The sequence below is a fragment of the Inquilinus sp. OTU3971 genome (genome assembly GCF_038440215.1).
In genome coordinates, this window is sequence record NZ_JASATH010000045.1 from 25,984 (window position 1) to 44,804 (window position 18,821).

24 protein-coding genes are annotated in these 18,821 nt (G+C 71.2%); 13 read left to right on the forward strand and 11 right to left on the reverse strand.

Annotated features, from left to right (window positions below):
• Window positions 1–167: 167 nt before the first annotated feature.
• From AAHM41_RS13810 to AAHM41_RS13830, 5 genes are all read left to right on the forward strand, one after another.
• A complete protein-coding gene (locus AAHM41_RS13810) occupies window positions 168–1,595 on the forward strand; it encodes a S41 family peptidase (protein ID WP_342237125.1) in 1,428 nt (475 codons plus the stop codon).
• Between the two features lie 11 nt (window positions 1,596–1,606).
• Window positions 1,607–2,101, forward strand: a complete 495-nt coding sequence (locus AAHM41_RS13815) for an RNA pyrophosphohydrolase (protein ID WP_342237126.1) — start codon at window positions 1,607–1,609, stop codon at window positions 2,099–2,101.
• An 8-nt stretch (window positions 2,102–2,109) separates the two neighbouring features.
• A complete protein-coding gene (locus AAHM41_RS13820) occupies window positions 2,110–2,484 on the forward strand; it encodes a VOC family protein (protein WP_342237127.1) in 375 nt (124 codons plus the stop codon).
• A 100-nt stretch (window positions 2,485–2,584) separates the two neighbouring features.
• The gene (locus tag AAHM41_RS13825) at window positions 2,585–2,824 is read left to right on the forward strand and encodes a type II toxin-antitoxin system VapB family antitoxin (RefSeq protein WP_342237128.1); all 240 of its coding nucleotides are present in this window, start codon (window positions 2,585–2,587) and stop codon (window positions 2,822–2,824) included.
• On the forward strand, window positions 2,824–3,231 hold the full coding sequence (locus tag AAHM41_RS13830) for a type II toxin-antitoxin system VapC family toxin (RefSeq protein WP_342237129.1): 408 nt from the start codon (window positions 2,824–2,826) through the stop codon (window positions 3,229–3,231). Before AAHM41_RS13825 ends, AAHM41_RS13830 begins: the two co-directional genes overlap by 1 nt.
• Here the strand turns inward: AAHM41_RS13830 and AAHM41_RS13835 are convergent.
• Window positions 3,228–5,447: a primosomal protein N' gene (locus tag AAHM41_RS13835; RefSeq protein WP_342237130.1), complete on the reverse strand. Its 2,220-nt coding sequence runs from the start codon at window positions 5,445–5,447 to the stop codon at window positions 3,228–3,230. The two genes, AAHM41_RS13830 and AAHM41_RS13835, sit on opposite strands and share 4 nt — an antisense overlap.
• A 79-nt stretch (window positions 5,448–5,526) precedes the next feature.
• On the opposite strand from AAHM41_RS13835, the gene fsa reads away from it, so the two are divergent.
• The 3 genes from fsa to AAHM41_RS13850 are packed head-to-tail and all read left to right on the forward strand — an operon-like array spanning window position 5,527 to window position 7,940.
• Window positions 5,527–6,219, forward strand: coding sequence for a fructose-6-phosphate aldolase (gene fsa / locus AAHM41_RS13840; RefSeq protein ID WP_342237131.1), 693 nt, complete (start codon window positions 5,527–5,529; stop codon window positions 6,217–6,219).
• Window positions 6,220–6,229: 10 nt separating this feature from the next.
• Complete coding sequence (locus AAHM41_RS13845) at window positions 6,230–6,943, forward strand: DUF484 family protein (RefSeq protein WP_342237132.1); 714 nt, start codon at window positions 6,230–6,232, stop codon at window positions 6,941–6,943.
• Between the two features lie 55 nt (window positions 6,944–6,998).
• Window positions 6,999–7,940 carry a tyrosine recombinase XerC gene (locus AAHM41_RS13850; RefSeq protein WP_342237133.1) on the forward strand — a complete coding sequence of 314 codons (942 nt, stop codon included), beginning with the start codon at window positions 6,999–7,001 and terminating at the stop codon, window positions 7,938–7,940.
• A 70-nt stretch (window positions 7,941–8,010) separates the two neighbouring features.
• On the opposite strand, the gene AAHM41_RS13855 is transcribed toward AAHM41_RS13850, so the two are convergent.
• Window positions 8,011–9,369 (reverse strand): serine hydroxymethyltransferase, encoded by a 1,359-nt coding sequence (locus tag AAHM41_RS13855; protein ID WP_342237134.1) that lies wholly within the window; start codon window positions 9,367–9,369, stop codon window positions 8,011–8,013.
• Window positions 9,370–9,483: 114 nt separating this feature from the next.
• Between AAHM41_RS13855 and AAHM41_RS13860 the strand changes: the two genes are divergently transcribed.
• Window positions 9,484–9,975 (forward strand): Lrp/AsnC family transcriptional regulator, encoded by a 492-nt coding sequence (locus AAHM41_RS13860; protein ID WP_342237135.1) that lies wholly within the window; start codon window positions 9,484–9,486, stop codon window positions 9,973–9,975.
• A gap of 6 nt (window positions 9,976–9,981) precedes the next feature.
• Here AAHM41_RS13860 and AAHM41_RS13865 read toward each other — a convergent pair whose 3' ends face one another.
• From AAHM41_RS13865 to AAHM41_RS13880, 4 genes are all read right to left on the reverse strand, one after another.
• Window positions 9,982–10,854, reverse strand: a complete 873-nt coding sequence (locus AAHM41_RS13865; protein ID WP_342237136.1) for a 3-hydroxybutyryl-CoA dehydrogenase — start codon at window positions 10,852–10,854, stop codon at window positions 9,982–9,984.
• A 151-nt stretch (window positions 10,855–11,005) separates the two neighbouring features.
• Window positions 11,006–11,569: a cob(I)yrinic acid a,c-diamide adenosyltransferase gene (locus tag AAHM41_RS13870; RefSeq protein WP_342237137.1), complete on the reverse strand. Its 564-nt coding sequence runs from the start codon at window positions 11,567–11,569 to the stop codon at window positions 11,006–11,008.
• Window positions 11,570–11,591: 22 nt separating this feature from the next.
• On the reverse strand, window positions 11,592–11,783 hold the full coding sequence (locus AAHM41_RS13875) for a twin transmembrane helix small protein (protein WP_342237138.1): 192 nt from the start codon (window positions 11,781–11,783) through the stop codon (window positions 11,592–11,594).
• Between the two features lie 67 nt (window positions 11,784–11,850).
• Window positions 11,851–13,008, reverse strand: a complete 1,158-nt coding sequence (locus tag AAHM41_RS13880) for a hypothetical protein (protein ID WP_342237139.1) — start codon at window positions 13,006–13,008, stop codon at window positions 11,851–11,853.
• Between the two features lie 159 nt (window positions 13,009–13,167).
• On the opposite strand from AAHM41_RS13880, the gene AAHM41_RS13885 reads away from it, so the two are divergent.
• Both AAHM41_RS13885 and AAHM41_RS13890 read left to right on the forward strand, forming a co-directional pair.
• Entirely contained in the window at window positions 13,168–14,046 is an 879-nt protein-coding gene (locus AAHM41_RS13885; RefSeq protein ID WP_342237140.1) for a DUF4743 domain-containing protein, read from the forward strand.
• Window positions 14,047–14,102: 56 nt separating this feature from the next.
• Window positions 14,103–14,303: an SHOCT domain-containing protein gene (locus AAHM41_RS13890; RefSeq protein WP_342237141.1), complete on the forward strand. Its 201-nt coding sequence runs from the start codon at window positions 14,103–14,105 to the stop codon at window positions 14,301–14,303.
• 18 nt (window positions 14,304–14,321) lie between these two features.
• Here the strand turns inward: AAHM41_RS13890 and AAHM41_RS13895 are convergent, their stop codons facing one another.
• Together AAHM41_RS13895 and gluQRS are read right to left on the reverse strand one after the other, a co-directional pair.
• The gene (locus tag AAHM41_RS13895) at window positions 14,322–14,783 is read right to left on the reverse strand and encodes a GNAT family N-acetyltransferase (protein ID WP_342237142.1); all 462 of its coding nucleotides are present in this window, start codon (window positions 14,781–14,783) and stop codon (window positions 14,322–14,324) included.
• A gap of 35 nt (window positions 14,784–14,818) precedes the next feature.
• Complete coding sequence (gene gluQRS, locus AAHM41_RS13900) at window positions 14,819–15,676, reverse strand: tRNA glutamyl-Q(34) synthetase GluQRS (RefSeq protein WP_342237143.1); 858 nt, start codon at window positions 15,674–15,676, stop codon at window positions 14,819–14,821.
• A gap of 68 nt (window positions 15,677–15,744) precedes the next feature.
• Between gluQRS and AAHM41_RS13905 the strand changes: the two genes are divergently transcribed.
• Both AAHM41_RS13905 and AAHM41_RS13910 read left to right on the forward strand, forming a co-directional pair.
• On the forward strand, window positions 15,745–16,440 hold the full coding sequence (locus AAHM41_RS13905) for an alpha/beta hydrolase (protein WP_342237144.1): 696 nt from the start codon (window positions 15,745–15,747) through the stop codon (window positions 16,438–16,440).
• Between the two features lie 118 nt (window positions 16,441–16,558).
• On the forward strand, window positions 16,559–17,122 hold the full coding sequence (locus tag AAHM41_RS13910; RefSeq protein ID WP_342237145.1) for an HNH endonuclease: 564 nt from the start codon (window positions 16,559–16,561) through the stop codon (window positions 17,120–17,122).
• Between the two features lie 32 nt (window positions 17,123–17,154).
• Here AAHM41_RS13910 and AAHM41_RS13915 read toward each other — a convergent pair whose 3' ends face one another.
• Genes AAHM41_RS13915 through AAHM41_RS13925 form a run of 3 tightly spaced genes read right to left on the reverse strand, consistent with a single transcriptional unit; the run spans window position 17,155 to window position 18,679 of the window.
• The gene (locus tag AAHM41_RS13915; RefSeq protein WP_342237146.1) at window positions 17,155–17,634 is read right to left on the reverse strand and encodes a CreA family protein; all 480 of its coding nucleotides are present in this window, start codon (window positions 17,632–17,634) and stop codon (window positions 17,155–17,157) included.
• Window positions 17,635–17,639: 5 nt separating this feature from the next.
• Window positions 17,640–18,191, reverse strand: coding sequence for a demethoxyubiquinone hydroxylase family protein (locus AAHM41_RS13920; RefSeq protein ID WP_342237147.1), 552 nt, complete (start codon window positions 18,189–18,191; stop codon window positions 17,640–17,642).
• A complete protein-coding gene (locus AAHM41_RS13925) occupies window positions 18,188–18,679 on the reverse strand; it encodes a disulfide bond formation protein B (protein WP_342237148.1) in 492 nt (163 codons plus the stop codon). Before AAHM41_RS13925 ends, AAHM41_RS13920 begins: the two co-directional genes overlap by 4 nt.
• Window positions 18,680–18,821: the final 142 nt, after the last annotated feature.

An 18,821-nucleotide genomic window follows, 5' to 3' on the forward strand; every position in this document is an offset into this window, starting at 1 on the left:
GGTGACGCGAAACCGCAAAGATGGACGTCAGGTAACTTGATCCCGCCGAAACCCGGCAGATATCATCGATGGGCGTCCACCCTGGCCAGCCGCCTCTCCGGTTCCGGAGACGGCCGGTCGGCCGATTGACTCGAGCGCCTGGCGACCCGCCGCCAGCGAGGGCAAGCATGAAGAAGCACCTGAACGCCGTCGCCATCGGGGCCCTGATGGGCCTGGCCTTCGTCGGCGGGCACACCCTGACCTTCCAGGGCTGGGCGCAGGACAAGGCACCCGACAAGGCCGCGACCAGCAGCGACGCCACCGACACCTACAAGCAGCTCGACCTGTTCGGCGAGGTGTTCGAGCGGGTGCGCGCGGAATATGTCGAGCAGGTCAGCGACAAGCAGCTGATCGAATCCGCGATCAACGGCATGCTGACCTCGCTGGACCCGCACTCCAACTTCCTGAACTCCGACGAGTTCCAGGACATGCAGTCCCAGACCCGCGGCAGCTTCGGCGGCCTCGGCATCGAGGTGACGATGGAGAACGGGGTGGTGAAGGTGGTGTCGCCGATCGACGACACCCCGGCCGCCCGGGCCGGGGTCCAGGCCGGCGACCTGATCATCGCCATCGACGGCAAGCCGATCGTCAATATGAGCCTCAACGAGGCGGTCGATAAGATGCGCGGCCCAGTGGGCAGCAACATCGTCATCACCGTCCGCCGCGGCGACGCGGAGCCCTTCGACCTGACCCTGGCGCGCGCCACCATCCCGGTGGAATCGGTGCGCTGGCGGACCGAGGGCGACATCGGCTACATCCGCATCACCAGCTTCACCGAGCGCACCGAGGACGGGCTGAAGCGCGGCATCGCCGACATCAAGAAGAAGCTCGGCGACAAGCTGCAGGGCTATGTCCTCGACCTGCGCAACGACCCGGGCGGCCTGCTGGACCAGGCGATCGCCGTCTCCGACGCCTTCCTCGACAAGGGCGAGATCGTCTCGACCCGGTCGCGCAAGGCCGACCAGGCGCAGCGCTACAACGCCACTCCGGGCGACCTGGCCGACGGCCTGCCGCTGGTGGTGCTGATCAACGGTGGCTCCGCCTCGGCGTCGGAGATCGTGGCCGGCGCGCTGCAGGACCACCACCGCGCCGTGCTGATGGGGACGCAGAGCTTCGGCAAGGGCTCGGTCCAGACCATCATCCCGCTGCCGGGCCATGGCGCGATGCGGCTGACCACGGCGCGCTACTACACCCCGTCGGGCCGGTCGATCCAGCAGCTCGGCATCACCCCGGACATCGAGGTGCAGCAGGCCCGGATCGAGGAGATCGCGCAGATGCGCGGCTACCGCGAGGCCGACCTGAAGGGCGCGCTGAACAACGACAACAAGCAGAACGTGCCGGGCGAAGGCGGCACCGACCAGAAGGCCCCGACACCGCCGCCGGGCGGTGGCGCCCAGACCGACAAGCCCGCCACCCCGGGCCAGGACAAGGCGGCGTCGCCGCCGTCCGACGGCGCGGCCGATGCGAACAAGCCGGCGGATGTCGACTACCAGCTGTCGCGGGCGCTCGACCTGCTGCGCGGCTTGGCGCTGTTCCAAAAGGGGCAGGCGGGCTGAGCCGCCGCGCCATGCCGACGCCGGACAAACCAAGGGACTCCCTGCCCTACCGGCCCTGCGTCGGCATCATGCTGCTGGACCGCGACGGCCGCGTCTTCGTGGCGCGCCGCCGCGACACGCCCGATGGCTGGCAGATGCCGCAGGGCGGCATCGACAAGGGCGAGACGGTGCGCCAGGCCGCCTTCCGCGAGATGAAGGAGGAGATCGGCACCGACCGGGCCGAATTCCTGGCCGAGGCGCCGAAGTCGGTGCGCTACGATCTGCCGGACCATCTTGTCGGCAAGGTCTGGGGCGGGCGCTACCGCGGCCAGGAGCAGCGCTGGGTGGCGCTGCGCTTCCTGGGCGAGGACCGCGATATCGACCTCGAGACCGAGCACCCGGAGTTCGACGCCTGGCGCTGGTCGGCGCCGGACCGGGTGCTGGCCGAGATCGTGCCGTTCAAGCGCGATGTCTACGCCACCGTCCTGGCCGCCTTCGCTTCGCTGCTGAGGGGGGCCGGCACCTAAGCCAGCTGATGGCCATCCTCGCCCTGCACCACGTCAACCTGACCTTTCCGGCCGAGCTGGAGGCCGAGACGGTGCGCTTCTATGTCGAGACGCTGGGGCTGGAGGTCCTGCCAAAACCGCAGGGGCGCCGCAGCCAGGGCGCTTGGCTGCGGGTCGGCGCCGCCGAGATCCATCTGTCGCCGGACGCGCCCGGCCGCGCCGAGCAGATGGCGGCGGACCGCCATCTCTGCCTGATCGTCACGGATCTGGACTCCGCCGAAGCCCGGCTGCGCGCCGCCGGGGCACCGATCGAGCACGATCCGCGGCCGCCGGTCGGCTATCGCCGCCTGTTCACCCGCGACCCGGCGGGCAACCGTCTGGAGTTGAGCGAACCGCCGCGGTGACCGGCGCCGGCTGGGCCTGACACGTCGACCTTCCTTTTCCGCGTATGGATAACGATATGTTATCGTATTGATAGCAGATCCGTGCCGTGGAGACGATGTCATGACGCTGCAGATCCGTGATGACCGTGCGCGTGCGCTCGCCCGGGAACTGGCCGCCAGACGCAAGGTGACCATGACCGAAGCCGTCATCCAGGCTCTGGAAGGCGAGCTGCGCCGCGAGGCGCAGAAGGAACCCCTCGCCGATCGCATCGCACGGATCGCGGCCATTGCCGCCGCGGAAGCCGGACCGGGCGGGCGTGCCATGACCAAGGACGAGATCGATGAGATGTGGGGCCATTGATGTTCGTCGACACGTCGGTGATCGTCGCCCTGATCGCCGATGAGCCGGATGCGGCTCGCTTTGTCGACCTCCTGGCGAGAGCCGAACGGCGCCTGACCTCGGGCCTCGTGATCCTCGAGGCGGTGATGCGCCTCTCCACCCTGCTGCAACTCGCCCCGGTCCGGGCCGAAGCCCTGATCCATATGCTGCTCGACGAAGCAGGGATCACGGTCATCCCGATCGACGGCGAGACCGCGACCGCAGCCGTCGCCGCCTTCGCCGCCTATAACAAGGGCCGGGGCCATCCGGCGCAGCTCAACCTCGCCGACTGCATGTCCTATGCCTGCGCCCGGACGCATGGCGTGCCGCTGCTGTTCAAGGGCGACGACTTCTCCAGGACCGATATCGAGGTGGCCGGGGCCGCCTAGAGGAAGCTGTACGGGTCGATGTCGACCTGCACCCGCACCGTTCCCGGCACCTGCACCCGTGACACCCATTCCGCCACCAGCGGCTGCACGCCGATGCGGCGGTCGGCCTTCAGCAGCAGGCGGCGGCGGTGGCGGCCGCGCAGCATCGCCAGCGGCGCGTCGGCCGGCCCCAGCACCATCAGCCCGCCGCCCTGCGGCGCCGCCCGGCCGAGATCCTGCGACACCCGGTCGACCGCGCCGCGGTCGGGGCCGGAGACGATCAGCGCCACCAGCTTGCCGTAGGGCGGCAGGCCGCGTGACCGCCGCGCCTCCGCCTCCGACGCCAGGAAGCCGTCGCGGTCGTCGGCCACCAGGGTCTGCATCACCGGGTGGTCCGGCATGAAGCTCTGCAGCAGCACCCGGCCCGGCTTCTCGCCGCGCCCGGCCCGGCCGCCGACCTGGTGCAGCAGCTGCCAGGTCCGCTCCGCCGCCCGCAGGTCGCCGCCGGCGAGGCCGAGATCGGCGTCGACCACCCCGACCAGGGTCAGGCCCGGGAAGTTGTGGCCCTTGGCCAGGATCTGGGTGCCGATCAGCAGGTTGACGGCGCCGCTGTCGAGGTCGGCGGTCAGGTCGGCGATCGCCTGGGGCCCTGAGAAGGTGTCGGAGGCGACGATCTGCCAGCGCGCCTCCGGCAGTGTGGCGTCGACCTCCTCGGCGATCCGCTCCACCCCCGGGCCGCAGGCGGCGAAGCTGCCCTCGGCATGGCAGGATGGGCAGGCCTTGGGCAGCGGCGCGCGGTGGCCGCAATGGTGGCATTCCAGCCGCCCGGCCAGGCGGTGCTCGACCAGCCAGGCGGTGCAGTGCGGGCATTCCAGGCGATGGCCGCACTGCCGGCACAGGGTCAGGGGCGCGTAGCCGCGGCGGTTCAGGAACAGCATCGCCTGCTCACCCGCCGCGAGCGTCTCGACCACCGCCTCGCGCAGGGTCGGCGACAGGAAGCGGCCCCGCGGCGGCGATTCGCGGCGCATGTCGATCGCGCTGACCGCCGGCAGCCGCGCCGCGCCGTGCCGCGACGGCAGTTCCAGCGCCGCATATCGCCCGGCCTCGACATTGGCCAGCGTCTCCAGCGACGGGGTGGCCGAGGCCAGCACCACCGGGAAGCCGCCGAGATGGCCGCGCAACACCGCCATGTCGCGGGCCTGGTAGACGACGCCGTCCTCCTGCTTGAAGGCGCTCTCATGCTCCTCGTCGACCACGATCAGGCCGAGATCGGGATAAGGCAGGAACAGGGCCGAGCGGGCGCCGACCACCACCCGCGCCTCGCCGAAGGCCACCGCCCGCCAGTTGCGCCGGCGCTGGGTCGAGCTCAGCTCCGAATGCCATTCGGTCGGCCGCACGCCGAAGCGGGCGGCGAAGCGGTCGAGCCAATGCGCCGACAGCGCGATCTCCGGCAGCAGCACCAGCACCTGCCGGCCGGCCGCCAGCGCCGCCGCCACCGCCTCGAAATAGACCTCGGTCTTGCCCGAGCCGGTGACGCCGTCGAGCAGCGTGGTCGAATAGCCGCCATCGGCGACCGCGTCGATCAGCCGGTCGGCGGCCTCGCGCTGGGTCTCGCCCAGCACCGCCCGCGGCCGGGCGAGGTCGGGCTGCGGCACCGGGTCGAAGCCGGGCAGCAGCACGGTCTCCAGCAGCCCGGCCTCGGCCATGCCCTTGATCACGCCGGAACCGCAGCCGGCCTCGCGCGCCAGCTCGGCCGGCAGCCGCGGCGGCCCGTCCTCCAGCACCGCCAGCACCCGCCGCCGGGCACCGCTGAGCTTGGCTCCCTCCGGCAGAGATTCCGCGCGGCGATAGGCCGTGATCGGCTTCGGCGGCTCCAGCGCCCCGGTCGAGGACAAGGTCATGCGCAGCACCGCGCCCGGCGGCGACAGGGTGTAGCGGGCGACCCGGTCGATGAAGCCGCGCGCCACCTCCGGCAGCGGCGGCAGGTCGAAGCGGTGCAGCACCGGCTTCAGCCGGGCCCTGGCGACCTGGCCGGTGCCCGGTCCCCAGACCACGCCGATCCGCCTGAGACGGCCCAGCGGCACCTCGACATAGCTGCCGGGCGCAAGATCCATGCCCTCCGGCACCGCGTAATCGTAAGCTTCTGCCAGGGGCAGCGGCAGCAGCACCCGGACCGTGGCGATCGCGCCACTCTCCTCCGCGACCGGCGTCGCTGCTGTGGCCTCGGACTCCGCCATGGGCTAGACTTGCTCCCGCGGGCCGACGCCGGTGCCGCGCATCGGCCCGAAGCGACCGCTGGCCATTGGAACGAGGCCCATGAAGTTCTTCATCGATACCGCCGACTTCAACGAAATCCGTGACCTGGCCTCCACCGGCCTGGTCGATGGGGTGACCACCAACCCCTCCCTGATCGCCAAGTCCGGGGCCAAGTTCCTGGACCTGATCCCGCAGATCTGCGAGGTGGTGAAGGGGCCGGTCTCGGCCGAGGTCGCCGCGACCGATTTCGACACCATGATGGCCGAGGGCCGCAAGCTGTCCAAGATCGCGAAGAACATCGCGGTCAAGGTGCCGCTGACGCCCGCCGGGCTCAAGGTCTGCCGCACCTTGTCCGACGCCGGCACCATGGTCAACGTCACGCTGTGCTTCTCGGCCGGTCAGGCGATCCTGGCGGCGAAGGCCGGCGCGACCTTCGTCTCGCCCTTCGTCGGCCGGCTCGATGATGTCGGCGAGGACGGCATGGCGCTGATCGCCGACATCGTCCAGATCTATCGTCAGTACCCGGACATCAAGACCCAGGTGCTGGTGGCGTCGATCCGCGGCCCGCGCCACGTGATCGAGGCGGCCAAGCTCGGCGCCCATGTCGGCACCCTGCCGCCGGCGGCGCTGCGCGCCCTGTTCAGCCACCCGTTGACCGACAAGGGCCTGTCCGCCTTCGTGGCCGACTGGCAGAAGACCGGCCAGAGCATCCTCGACGAGCACGAGCTCGCCGCCGTCAAGAAGATGGCGTGAGGACGGCCCGTTGGCACAGGAAGTGAAGCGGCCGGACGCCCCCGCGCTCACCGCGGCGGACGTCTCGGCTTGGCTGCTGGCCCATCCGGACTTCCTGGTCCAGCACCCGGATCTGCTGGGCCGGCTCGCGCTGCCGCCGCGCGATCGCGGCGACGGGGTGATCGACCTGCAGGGCTTCCAGGCCGAAAGGCTGCGCGGCCAGGTCGACCGGCTGAAGGAGCAGCAGCGCGCCTTCATCGGCGCCAGCCGCGCCAATCACAACACCCAGAACCGGGTGCATGCGGCGATCCTGTTCCTGCTCGATGCCGAAAGCTTCGAGCAGTTGATCCACACGGTGTCGACCGACCTTGCCGTGCTGCTCGACCTCGACGTGGTGACGCTCTTGGTCGAGGCGGCGGAGGGCGAGGAATCGCCGCCGCACAGCGCCGAGGTCCGCATCGTCGGGCCCGGCGAGGTCAGCCGCCGCCTGGGCGGGCAGGAGCTGATGCTCGAATCGGACATCGCCGGCGAGGAGGCGCTGTTCGGCGCCGGCGCCGGGCTGGTGCGCAGCCAGGCGCTGGTCCGCCTGAACGTGTCGCCGGAGGTGCCGCCCTGCGTCCTGGCCCTCGGCAGCCGCGACCCGGAGATGTTCCATCCCGGCATGCGGACCGAGCTGGTCGGCTTCCTCGGCCGGGTGCTGGAGCGCTGCATCCGCTCCTGGCTGACCGGCCCCGGGCAGGATTAGGACCAGCCCGATGGGCGCCCCGGGCGATACGGCGCCCATTCCCTTATCGGACTCCATGGCCGGCTGGCCGGCGGCGGCGGATCTGCGCGACGCCGCCGGCCGCTGGCGGGTCTGGCTGGAGGACGAGAAGCGGGTGTCGCCACACACGCTGCGCGCCTATCTCGGCGATGTCGGCCGCTTCGTCGGCTTCCTGGCCGATCATCTCGGCCGGCCGCCGAGCCTGAACGACCTCTCCGCCGCCGCCCTGTCCGACCTGCGCGCCTTCCAGTCGCGCCGGGCCGCAAGCGGCGCCGGCGCCGCCACCCGGGCGCGCGGCCTGTCTGGCGTCCGCAACTTCCTGGCCCATCTCGACCGCGCCGGGGTGCTGCACAACGCGGCGATCGGGTCCCTGCGCAACCCGAAGCTGCCGAAGCGCCTGCCGCGGCCACTGGCCGTGACCGACGCGCTGGCCGCGGTCGACACGATCGAGACCCTGAGCGACGAGGAGTGGATCGGCCTGCGCGACCGCGCCCTCCTCTTCCTGCTCTATGGCTGCGGCCTGCGCCTGGGCGAGGCGCTGGGGCTGACCCGGCGCGAGGCCCCGCAGGGCGACACGCTGGTGGTCACCGGCAAGGGCCGCAAGCAGCGCATGGTGCCGGTGCTGCCGGCGGTGCGCGAGGCGGTCGACGCCTATGTCGCCGCCTGCCCCTTCCCGCTCGCCGCCGCCGGGCCGCTGTTCCTGGGCGCCCGCGGCGGCCCGCTGAACCCCGGCGTGGCCGAGCGCCAGATGCGCCAGCTGCGCGCCGTGCTGGGCCTGCCAGATTCGGCGACGCCGCATGCCCTGCGGCACAGCTTCGCCACCCATCTCCTGGCCGGCGGCGGTGACCTGCGCACGATCCAGGAGCTGCTGGGCCACGCCGCCCTGTCGACTACCCAGCGCTACACCGAGATCGACACCGAGCGGCTGATGACCGTCTATGCCGACGCCCACCCGCGTGCCCGGCGCAGCGGGGGCTGAGGAAGCGTCTTCAATTGCCTCTCCCGCTTGGCGGGAGAGGCAAAACACTCCGGCCTTAACCCATCCGGCCCTAGCCTGGCGGCAAACCGTTCTCGAAGCAGTAATGGATCGTCGGGAAGCTGTGGCGCAGCGCCACCGCGTCGGGCCGCACCGCTTCCGGCGATTCACCACGCACCAGCACCCGGGCGATCAGCTCGGCGATCGCCTCCATCTCGCGCTCGCGCATGCCGAAGCGGGTGACCTCGATGGTGCCGATGCGCAGGCCGCCGGGATAATCCCAGTCCTCCTTGCGGTCGGCCGGCAGCAGGTTCTTGTTCACGATCAGGTTGGCGCGCTCCAGCGTCTGCGCCGCCGCCAGGCCGCGGCCGAAGCCGCGGGCGTCGGCGATCGCCTGATGCGTGGTGGTGAAGCCCTTGTGGGCGCCGAGCATCGGTACGCCGCGCTCCTGCAGCGCCCGCGCCAGGGCCTGGGCATTGGCGACGATCTGGGCCTGCAGCTCGGCGCCGAACGCGATCGCCTCCGCCGTCGCCAGGGCCAGCGCCGCCACCCGGTTGACCTGGTGCGTCGCCGCCCAGACCGGGAAGACCGCCGTCGTCACCGCCTCGGTGATCGTGGGATCGTCCCACAGCAGGATGCCGGATTGCGGCCCGGCGAAGGTCTTGCCGGCCGAGCCGGTGATGATGTCCGCGCCTTCCTTCAGCGGGTCCTGGAACTGGCCGCCGCCGATCAGGCCGAGCTGATGCGCCGCGTCGAAGAAGAAGCGCCCGCCCCACTCCGCGATCACCTCCCGCATCGCCGCCACCGGCTGCGGGAACAGCGTCATCGACAAGCCCAGCGCGACCAGCTTCGGCCGCGCCAGCGGCGCCGCCCGGCGGAACAGGTCGAGGTCGACCACCAGCTCCTCGGGGTCCATCGGGATGTCGACGATGGTGCGGCCCATGGCGCCGGCCGGCCCGTCGAACCGGTTCGAGGAATGTCCGCCGGTGGGCTGCGCCGCGGTCATCACCACGTCACCCGGCGCGGTCAGCGCGGTGTAGACCACGGCGTTGCCGATCATCGAGGCGCACAGCCGGTGGTCGGCATAGTTGCAGCGGAAATGGCGCTTCAGCAGCTCGACGCACAGCGCCTCGACCTCGTCGATATGGCGGGTGCCGGCGAACCAGCGGTTGACCCGGCCGATATGGCCCTCCGCCGCGCGGGTACCGATCTCCGCCGCCAGCAGGGCCCGCACGCCCGGGCTGGTCGGGGCCTCGGGCGCCAGCAGGTTGATGCAGTCCTCGCCGCGCCACTGCGCGTTGCGCCCGACCGCCGCCTTCACCGCCTCGCCCATCGCCGCCGGATCGGCGCAGGCATCCAGCACGGCCCGGGCCGTCGCCAGCGCTTCCCGGTCATGCACCTCGATGCGGTTCGACATATCCGGTGAGTCCATGGTCGCCTCCTGTTCGTTCCAACGAGGCTATGACGAAATCATCGGCAACGGATTTCGATTTGCACAACCGGAATTTCCGTTATGGAATGTCCGAATGTCGCTTCGAGGAAATCCATGAAAAGCCCGAACCGTCCCGCCTCGATCGAGCTCGACGCCATCGACCGGCGCATCCTCGATGCGCTGCAGGAGGACAACCAGATCACCAACCTGGCCCTGGCCGAGCGGGTCGGCCTGTCGCCGCCGGCCTGCCTGAAGCGGGTGCGGCGGCTGCGCCAGGAGCGGGTGGTGGTGCGCGACGTGGCGCTGGTCGACCCGGAGAAGGTCGGCCAGACCATCGTCGCCTTCGTCGGGGTCGAGCTGGACCGCCAGCGCGAGGACGTGCTGGCCGCCTTCGAGCGCAAGATCTCGGCCGAGCCGGAGGTGCAGCAATGCTATTTCGTGTCCGGCGAGACCGATTATCTGCTGGTCGTCACCTGCCGCGACATGGAGGCTTACAACCTGTTCTGCCGGCGCGTGCTGGCCAACGAGCACAACATCAAGCGCTTCCGCACCAGCTTCAACCTGTCGCGGGTGAAGTACGAGACCAAGGTGTCGATCGGGGCGTGACGCCGGTCAGCGAGTAGGAACCGGCACGTCCTTCGAGTAATCGTAGAAGCCGCGCTTGGTCTTGCGGCCGAGCCAGCCAGCCTCGACATATTTCACCAGCAGCGGACAGGGCCGGTACTTGCTGTCGGCCAGGCCGTCATAGAGCACATTCATGATCGACAGGCAGGTGTCGAGGCCGATGAAGTCGGCCAGCTCCAGCGGGCCCATCGGGTGGTTGGCGCCGAGCTTCATCGAGGTGTCGATCGCCTCGACCGAGCCCACCCCCTCATAGAGGGTGTAGACCGCCTCGTTGATCATCGGCAGCAGGATGCGGTTGACGATGAAGGCCGGGAAATCCTCCGACACCGCCGGGGTCTTGCCCAGCTTCAGCGCCAGGTCGCGGATCGCCTCATAGGTCGCGTCATCGGTGGCGATGCCGCGGATGACCTCGACCAGCTTCATCACCGGCACGGGGTTCATGAAATGCATGCCGATGAAGCGCTCGGGCCGATCGGTCGTGGCCGCGAGGCGGGTGATCGAGATCGAGCTGGTGTTGGTCGCCACCATCGCCCGCTCGTTCAGATGCGGCACCAGCTGCTTGAAGATCTCGCGCTTGATCGGCTCGCTCTCGGTCGCCGCCTCGATCACCAGGTCGCAATCCTTGAACGCCTGGTACTCGGCGGCGGTGTGGATCCGGGCCAGGACCGTCGGCTTCTCCTCAGCGGTCAGCTTGCCGCGGCCGATCAGCCGGTCGACATGGCCTTCGATGGACTCCCTCGCCCGCTCCAGGGCCTTCGGATCGACGTCCAGGAGCCGGATGGTGAAGCCGCTCTGGGCGCCGACCTGGGCAATGCCGCTGCCCATTTGCCCTGCGCCGATGACGCCGATCGTCTGGATCATGCCTGGGTTCCGCTCCGAACGTCCCTGTCCCGCCGGCCGCCCGCATTGGTGCGGTGCAGCAAAGAGGTCGAACGATAGTGATGTCCGACAGAGCTTGTCAACGCGACTGCCGTCCACGCAAGCATCTTGCCCAAGCTGTGGGCAGACGGGCTCACCGATGCGCCCCGGGGACCCACAATACATCCTCCTTGCCGTCGCCATTCATGTGGCGGGACAGGACGAACAGATGGTCCGACAGGCGGTTGGCGTATTTCAGTGCCTCGCGGTTGACCGGCTCGACAGCCATCAGGGCCGAGACCAGCCGCTCCGCCCGCCGCACCACGGTGCGGCCGTGGTGCAGATGGGCCGAGGCGGCGCTGCCGCCTGGCAGCACGAAGCTGTTCAGCGGCGCCAGGGACGCGTTCATGGCGTCGATCTCGCGCTCCAGCCGCTCCACCTGCGCCGCCGTCACCCGCAGCGGCGGATACTTGGGATCAGGCTCCTCCGGCGTCGCCAGGTCGGCGCCGAGATCGAACAGGTCGTTCTGGATCCGGCCGAGCATGGCGTCGGCCTCGCCTTCGGTGTGCAGCCGGGCCAGACCGATCACGGCGTTGGCCTCGTCCACCGTGCCATAGGCCTCGACCCGCAGGTCGTGCTTGGCCACCCGCCGGCCGCCGACCAGCGAGGTCTCCCCGGCGTCGCCGCCGCGGGTGTAGATCCGGGTCAGCGTGACCATGGCTGCCGCATATCCAGGTCGCTCAAGCCGTCCACAGGGCCAGCAGGAAGAACAGGATGGCCAGGGCCTGGAAGCCGATGCGGGCCTGCATCAGCTTGTTGCCCCATTTCCGGTTGAACGGCCCGTTCTGCGCCATGCCGAAGACGCCGGTGGCAAGCGAGGCGACCACCCCGAGCATGCAGATCACGGCCAGGACAAGAAACACGATGTTCATGCAAGGATTATAGGGCGCCCCCAAGGCGTCGCCCAGGGTGATTGCACGGAACTGTCACGCCGGCAGTTCAGCCGGGACGACGCCGCGGCACCGGCACATCCACCGCCGCGGGCGGGGGCGGCCGGGTTGCGGGCGGCGCGACGCCCTGGGCCGGACGGGCCGCGGCCACGACCGGCCGCGACCGCGGCGGCGGCACGGTGAAGGGCGCCGGCACCGTCGTGTCTGTCCGGGGCAGCAACGCCTCCACCGCCGGGGTCTGGGCAAAAGCGGTGGGCGGCACGTCGATCAGCGATTCCGGCGCCTTCGGCACGGGGGCTGCCGCCACCGGATTCGGGACGGGCGAAGCGGCCGGCGCCACGGCCGCAGCCGGCGCCGTGGATGGAGCCGATGCCGGGGGCGCGGCAGCGGGTGCCGGCTCGGCCGGCGCCGCGGCGATGGCGGCAGGCTGGGTCGAACCCGGACGGGGCAAAGGCGGCGGCACGGCCGGCGGCGAGGTCAGCACACGGAGGCTGGGGTCGATCTCGACCACATGCGGCGCGGCGGGCGGCGGGGCCACGGTCGCGGCGGGTGCCGGGCCGCCGACGGTCGGCCGGGCCCGCGGCACCGGTGCCTGGGTCGGCCCCGCGGCTGCCGGCTCCGCGTCGGGAGTATCCGGCCGCGCCAGGGGCCGGGGCGCCTGGAACGGCGCCCGCGGCAGCGCCGCCACCTGGGTTTCAACCGACGCCCTGCCGGCGTCGGGCGCCGGCGGCGCGATTCGGGCCGGGGCCGCCGGTGCGGGCGTCGCCCCGGCCTCCTCCACGCCGTCGTCTTCCGAATTCTGGACCGGCCGCGACTGGGCCACCACCCTCGGCCGCACCGCCACCGGCTCCTGCGGCGACGGCTCGACCGGAACGGCCTGTGCCGCGTCGATCGAGGCGTTCAGCGCCCAGCGCTGGGCGCCGATGCGGCACCCCACAGCCTGGCCTTCCTGGCCCTGGCGGCCGATGCGGAAGATGCGACAGACGCGCGGGGAGGTCTGGGTCTTGATCACGGTCACGGACAGGCCCGAGGGCAGGCGCTTCGACGCGTTGGTCCGCTCGGTCTCGAGGATGCGCTGCAGCGCCCGCATGTCGTCGGCCGACAGGTTGCCGAGATCGACCGCTGCCGCGGCGGGCCCGGCCAGGGCCAGCAGCAACAGCGCCACCCCGCCTGTCGTCGCGATCCGACCGATCCCCAACTGCCGCACCCGCAACTCCTCCATCCCCGAACTGGCCTCGATGCCGAGGCCCGCGGTCGCGCCAAGGTAAGCCTTCCTGCCGCCGGTTGCACGCCTCGCGTGCCGGCCCGGTCGGCACGCCGGAGGATCGCCGTTTCCCGATCGCCCGACATGCTCTAGACCGAAGCCATGAGCCTGCTCGACCGAATCCGCACCTGCACCGCCCACGATCCCGCCCGGCTGCGCCCTTGGCGGATCGGCGACATCGTGGCCGGCTGGGTCACGCCGCCCGTGGCCGATCTGCTCGACCGCCGGCCCGGGCCGCTGCGGCCTGAGGGAAGCGGCTGGCGGCTGGACGAGCGCCTGGCCGGACCGGAGGCGCGGGCCGCGGCGCTGGAGGAGGTCACCGATCGGCTGATCGAGGCCGGGCTGGTGCGCAAGCGGCGGAACGAGCGCTATCCGGTGCTGGCCGAATGGGGCGCGCCGCTGCTGGCAACGGTCGACCGCGGCGCCGCGGTGGCGCTGGGCATCAAATCCTTCGGCATCCATCTCAACGGCGTGGTCGAGACGGCCGACGGCCCGCTGCTGTGGATCGCCAGGCGCGCGGCCGACCGGGCGCTGGCGCCCGGCAAGCTGGACAACATCGTCGCCGGCGGCCAGCCGGACGGGCTGAGCCTGGCCGAGAACGTGGTCAAGGAATGCGCCGAGGAGGCCGCGATCCCGCCGGAGCTGGCGCGCCAGGCGGTGCCGGCCGGCGCCATCACCTACATGATGGACACGGCCGAGGGGCTGCGCCGGGACACGCTGTTCGTCTACGACCTTGCGCTGGCGCCCGGCTTCGCGCCGCGCAACACCGACGGCGAGGTCGAGAGCTTCGAACGCCGGCCGCTGGCGGCGGTGCTGGAGCAGGTGCGCGACACCGACGACTTCAAGTTCAACGTCGCCCTGGTGATCATCGACCTGGCGATCCGGCGCGGGCTGATCGGGCCGGAGGAGCCGGATTATCTGGCGCTGTGCCGCGGTCTGCGCGAGCCTACGGATCCGCCCTCCGGCAGCGGTGCCCGCTGACCGGAACAAACACTGCCGCGTGGCGTTCAACAGCCATTCTCGACCCTGGAGCCTCCATGCGATTCCTGCCGCTCGCCCTCGCCCTCGGACTGACCCTTCCGGTCGCCGCCTGCGGCGGCAGCAGCCACACGCCGCCGCCCGGCCCCGCGGGGGCGACGACCGGGCAGGAGCTGATCGACCTGGACAACGCCTACCGCCAGGGCGCGATCACCCAGGACGAGTATGAAGAGCAGCGCGAGAAGATCCTGGACAAATAGGCCCGAGGGGCCGGGCCGTCACAGCCGCCCGCGATAGACGACGAAGCCGGAGCGATCGGCCACCTGGTCGTAAAGCCGCATCGCGGTCTGGTTGGTCTCATGCGTCTGCCAGTAGACCCGGGTGACGCCGGCCGCCCTGGCTTGCTCGTACACGCCCTCGATCAGCGCCTTGCCGATGCCCCGGCCGCGTGCCGCCGCGCTGGTGAACAGATCCTGCAGATAGCAGGTCGGGCCCAGCATGGTGGTGCTGCGGTGGAACAGGTAGTGCGTCAGGCCGAGCAGCCGGCCGTCCAGCTCCGCCACCAGCGCGTGCACCGGCTCATAGGCATCGAAGAAGCGCGCCCAGGTGGCCCGCGTGATCTCCGCCGGCAGCGCGGTCTCGCCGACGCGGCCGTAGAACTCGTTGTAGCCGTCCCACAACGGCAGCCACTGGTCGAAATCGGCGGGGCGGGCGAAGCGGACGGTCGGTAAGGCGGTCATCTCGGCTCCGGAATCGGTGGGTCCCGCCGCCGATGCTAGTCCGGAAACCCCGCCAGCGCCCGCAGCTCGGCGGCGGATCTGCCCTGCGCCCGACAGGCGCGGATTGACGCCGCGTCGCTGCGCTTGGCCAGGCGCTTGCCGGCCGAATCGGTCAGCAGCGCGTGATGGCGCCACGCCGGCACCCGGTACCCGAGCAGCGCCTGCAGCAGCCGGTGGACATGCGTCGCCTCGAACAGGTCGCGGCCACGGGTGACCACGGTGACGCCCTGGATCTCGTCGTCGACCGTCACCGCGAGGTGATAGCTGGTCGGCGTGTCCTTGCGCGCCAGCACGACGTCCCCCTGCCGCTCCGGCCGAGCCGCCTGCTCGCCGGCCACCTCGTCGGTCCAGCCCAGCGGCCCGGCGCGTCGCATCGCCTCGGCCATGTCGAGCCGGAGCGCATAGGGCCGGCCTTCGGCCAGACGGTCGGCGCGCTGCTGCGGCGACAGGCGGCGGCAGGTGCCGGGATAGAGCGGCGTGCCGTCGGGCGTGTCCGCCGGGCCGTGCGGCGCGCTCTGCATCGCCGCGATCTCGGCCTGGATCTCGCGCCGGGTGCAGAAGCAGGGATAGATCAGCCCCTGCCCTTCCAGCACCGCCAGCGCGGCGCGGTAGTCCTCCCAATGCTCCGACTGGCGCCGCACCGGCCCGTCCCAGTCGAGGCCCAGCCAGGCCAGATCCTCCAGGATCGCCGCCTCGAACTCCGGCCGGCAGCGGCCCTGGTCGATGTCCTCGATCCGCAGCAGGAAGCGGCCACCCGCCTGGCGCGCGCGACGCCAGCCGGCCAGCGCCGAATGGGCGTGGCCGAGATGCAGGAAGCCGGTCGGGCTGGGGGCGAAGCGGGTCACGACGGTCATGGCTGACACAGCACTAAGGAAGCCCGGCCGCGGTTGACAAGAGACGGCAGCGCCGGGACAGATGGCGCATGGATACAAATCGTCCCTCCTCCGGCCCCGCCCTCTTCGGCCCCCGCCTCGCCCCGGCCAGCGGCCGCGCCCCCAAGGCCCTGGTCGTCCTGCTGCACGGCGTCGGCGCCGACGGCCAGGACCTGATCGGGATGGCGCCGCATTGGGCCCGATACCTGCCCGAGGCCGAGTTCCTGGCGCCGGACGGACCCCAGCCCTGCGACATGGCGCCCTACGGCCGGCAATGGTTCAGCCTGCAGGACCGCACGCCCTCGGTGATGGAGGCCGGGCTTCAGGCCACGCTGCCGATCGTGAACGGCTTCCTCGACCAGGTGCTGGCCGAGCGCGGCCTGACCGATGCCGACCTGGCGCTGGTCGGCTTCAGCCAGGGCACCATGACCTCGCTCTACACCGCGCTGCGGCGGCCGCGACCCTGCGCCGCGGTGGTCGGCTATTCCGGCGCGCTGCTCGGCGCCCCGACCCTGGCCCGCGACATCGTCTCGCGCCCGCCGGTGCTGCTGGTGCACGGCGAGGTCGACCCGGTGGTGCCCTTCCCCGCCCTGGCCGCGGCGGCCCAGGCGCTGCGCGGCGCCGGGGTGGATGTCGAGACCCTGGCCCGCCCCGACCTCGGCCACGGCATCGACCCCGAGGGGCTGGTCGCCGGCCTCGACATGCTGCGCCGCCATCTGCCGCAGGCGGTGGGCGGGGCGGCGTGACGAGATCGTGACATTTCCTGGGGTTTCGGCGCAGGATATTGCGGTCAAGTGGAGTTCTTCGGTATACCCATGGCATCCGCGGAGGGTCCGCGGACAGAGATGAAGGCGAAGGAGTGGGATGGTGTCTCCCCCACCCGAAAACTGCCCGGCTCTCGTCCTCAACGCCGACTTCCGTCCGTTGAGCTACTTCCCCTTGTCCTTATGGCCCTGGTACGAGGCGATCAAGGCGGTCTTCCTCGACCGGGTGAACATCATCGCCGAATACGACCGGGTGGTGCGCAGCCCGTCCTTCGAGATGCGGCTGCCCAGCGTGATCTCGCTGAAGGAGTACATCCCCTCGGCGCGGCGCCCGGCCTTCACCCGGTTCAACGTATTCCTGCGCGACCGCTTCAGCTGCCAGTATTGCGGCGAGCGCCTGCCGTCGCAGGAGCTGACCTTCGACCATGTGGTCCCGCGCGCCCGCGGCGGGCGCACCAGCTGGACCAACGTGGTCGCGGCCTGCTCGGTCTGCAACCTGCGCAAGGGGCACCAGTTGCCCAGCCATTGCGGCATGCACCCTTTGACGCCGCCGCAACAGCCGACGACCTATGAGCTGCAGGAGAATGGGCGGGCGTTTCCGCCCAATTTTCTGCACCAGAGCTGGCGCGACTTTCTGTACTGGGACACCGAGCTGGAACATTGATGGGTTGGGTTCGCGGCGCGCGAACCCAACACTCACTTGCCCGGCGCCGCCTCTTGTGCCCAGGGCATTACAGGCACGGCCGCGACGCTGTTCATCGGCGAGCCGTCGACCAGCTTGGTCGAATAGGACAGGTAGACCAGCGTGTTGCGCGGCCGGTCGTACATCCGCACCACCTGCGTCTCCTTGAACAGGATCGAGGTCGCGCTGTCGAACACCTCCTTCTGCCGGTCGATACGGTCCGGCAAGGTGATCGGGCCGACCTGGCGGCAGGCCAGCGCGAAGCGCGACGGATCCTCGGCCAGGCCGAGCCAGCCGGAGACGCCGCCGGTGCGGGCCTGGCTGAGATAGCAGGCCACGCCGGGGATGTCGGGGTCGGTGAAGGCCTCGACACAGACCTTGTGGTCCGGGCCGATCAGCTTGAAGGCGGTGTTGACGCAGCCGACATCCTCGGCCCGGGCTCCGGACGCGGCCAGCAGCGCCGCCGCGGCGGCAAGGAGAGCAGGAAACCGCATCGCCGTCAGACCCGTTCGGACAGCCAGATCGCGGTGCGCGTCGCCGCCTTCACCGCGCCGGAGAGCAGGCGATAGCCCGGCGCCTGCTCGGCCTCGTGCTCGAGGCCGATGGCGCGATGCTCCAGCTCCTCGGCCCGGAAGCGCTCGATCACCGCCTTCAGCTCCGGCTCGTCCTCGCCCAACGCCTCGGCCTGGCGGGCGTAGTGGTCGTCGATCACCTCCTCGACCGCCACAGTGCAGGCCATCGCCGCGCGGTCGCCCAGCAGCGCCGTGGCCGCGCCCATGGCGAAGGCGCCGACATGCCACAGCGGGTGCAGCAGCGTCGGGCGCACGCCGCGCTCCGCCACCAGCCAGTCGAAGGTGTCGAGATGCTCGCGCTCCTGCTCCGCCATATGCTCGATCACCGGCCCCTTGGGGCCGCGGCCGAGCACGGCCAGCTGGCCTTCATAGATCCGCTTGGCGCCGTATTCGCCGGCATGGTCGACCCGGATCATTCGGGCGATCCGCTCGCGGCGGGGCAGGTCGCCCGGCAGGGCGCGGCGGCGGGAGACGGTCATGCGGCCCTCGTGCTGCCCGAACGGATCGCGGCGGCCAGCAGGACCAGCCCCGCGACCACCGACAGGATGGCGTTATACCCCGCCATCGAGATGCCGAACAGGACGAAGCCCGGCACGTCGCAGCGCACCACCGGCGCGTTCAGCAGCTGATCGCGCAGGGCGCCGACGTCGCTGGTGCCGAAGGAGATAGCGCCGGTGCAGGCGGTGAAGCCCGGAAACCAGCCATACTCGACCCCGGCGTGATAGGCGGCGAGCAGGCCGCCGAGCAGGATCACCAGGCCCGCAAGCAACACCAGGACGCGCCGGGCCGGGCGAATCACCGCCGCCAGCACGCCGAGCGCGATCGCCGCCCCCCAGGGCCAGCGCTGATAGAGGCAGAGCTCGCAGGGCTGCAGCCCGCCGAGATACTGCGAGGCGAGGACAGTGCCCAGCACGACGACGCCAAGGGCAGCCGTGAGCCAGGAGAGGAGATCGAGGCGGCGCAACATGGCACGGATCATGCCGTGCGGCCGATGCGCCGCCTAGCGCCCAAATGTCGCGAGGCTGGAGGGTCTGCGCCACCCTGGCGCCGGCCCCCCACCCCCACCCCCCCCCCCCCCCGCCGGGCCCCCCCCCCCCCCCCCGCCGCCC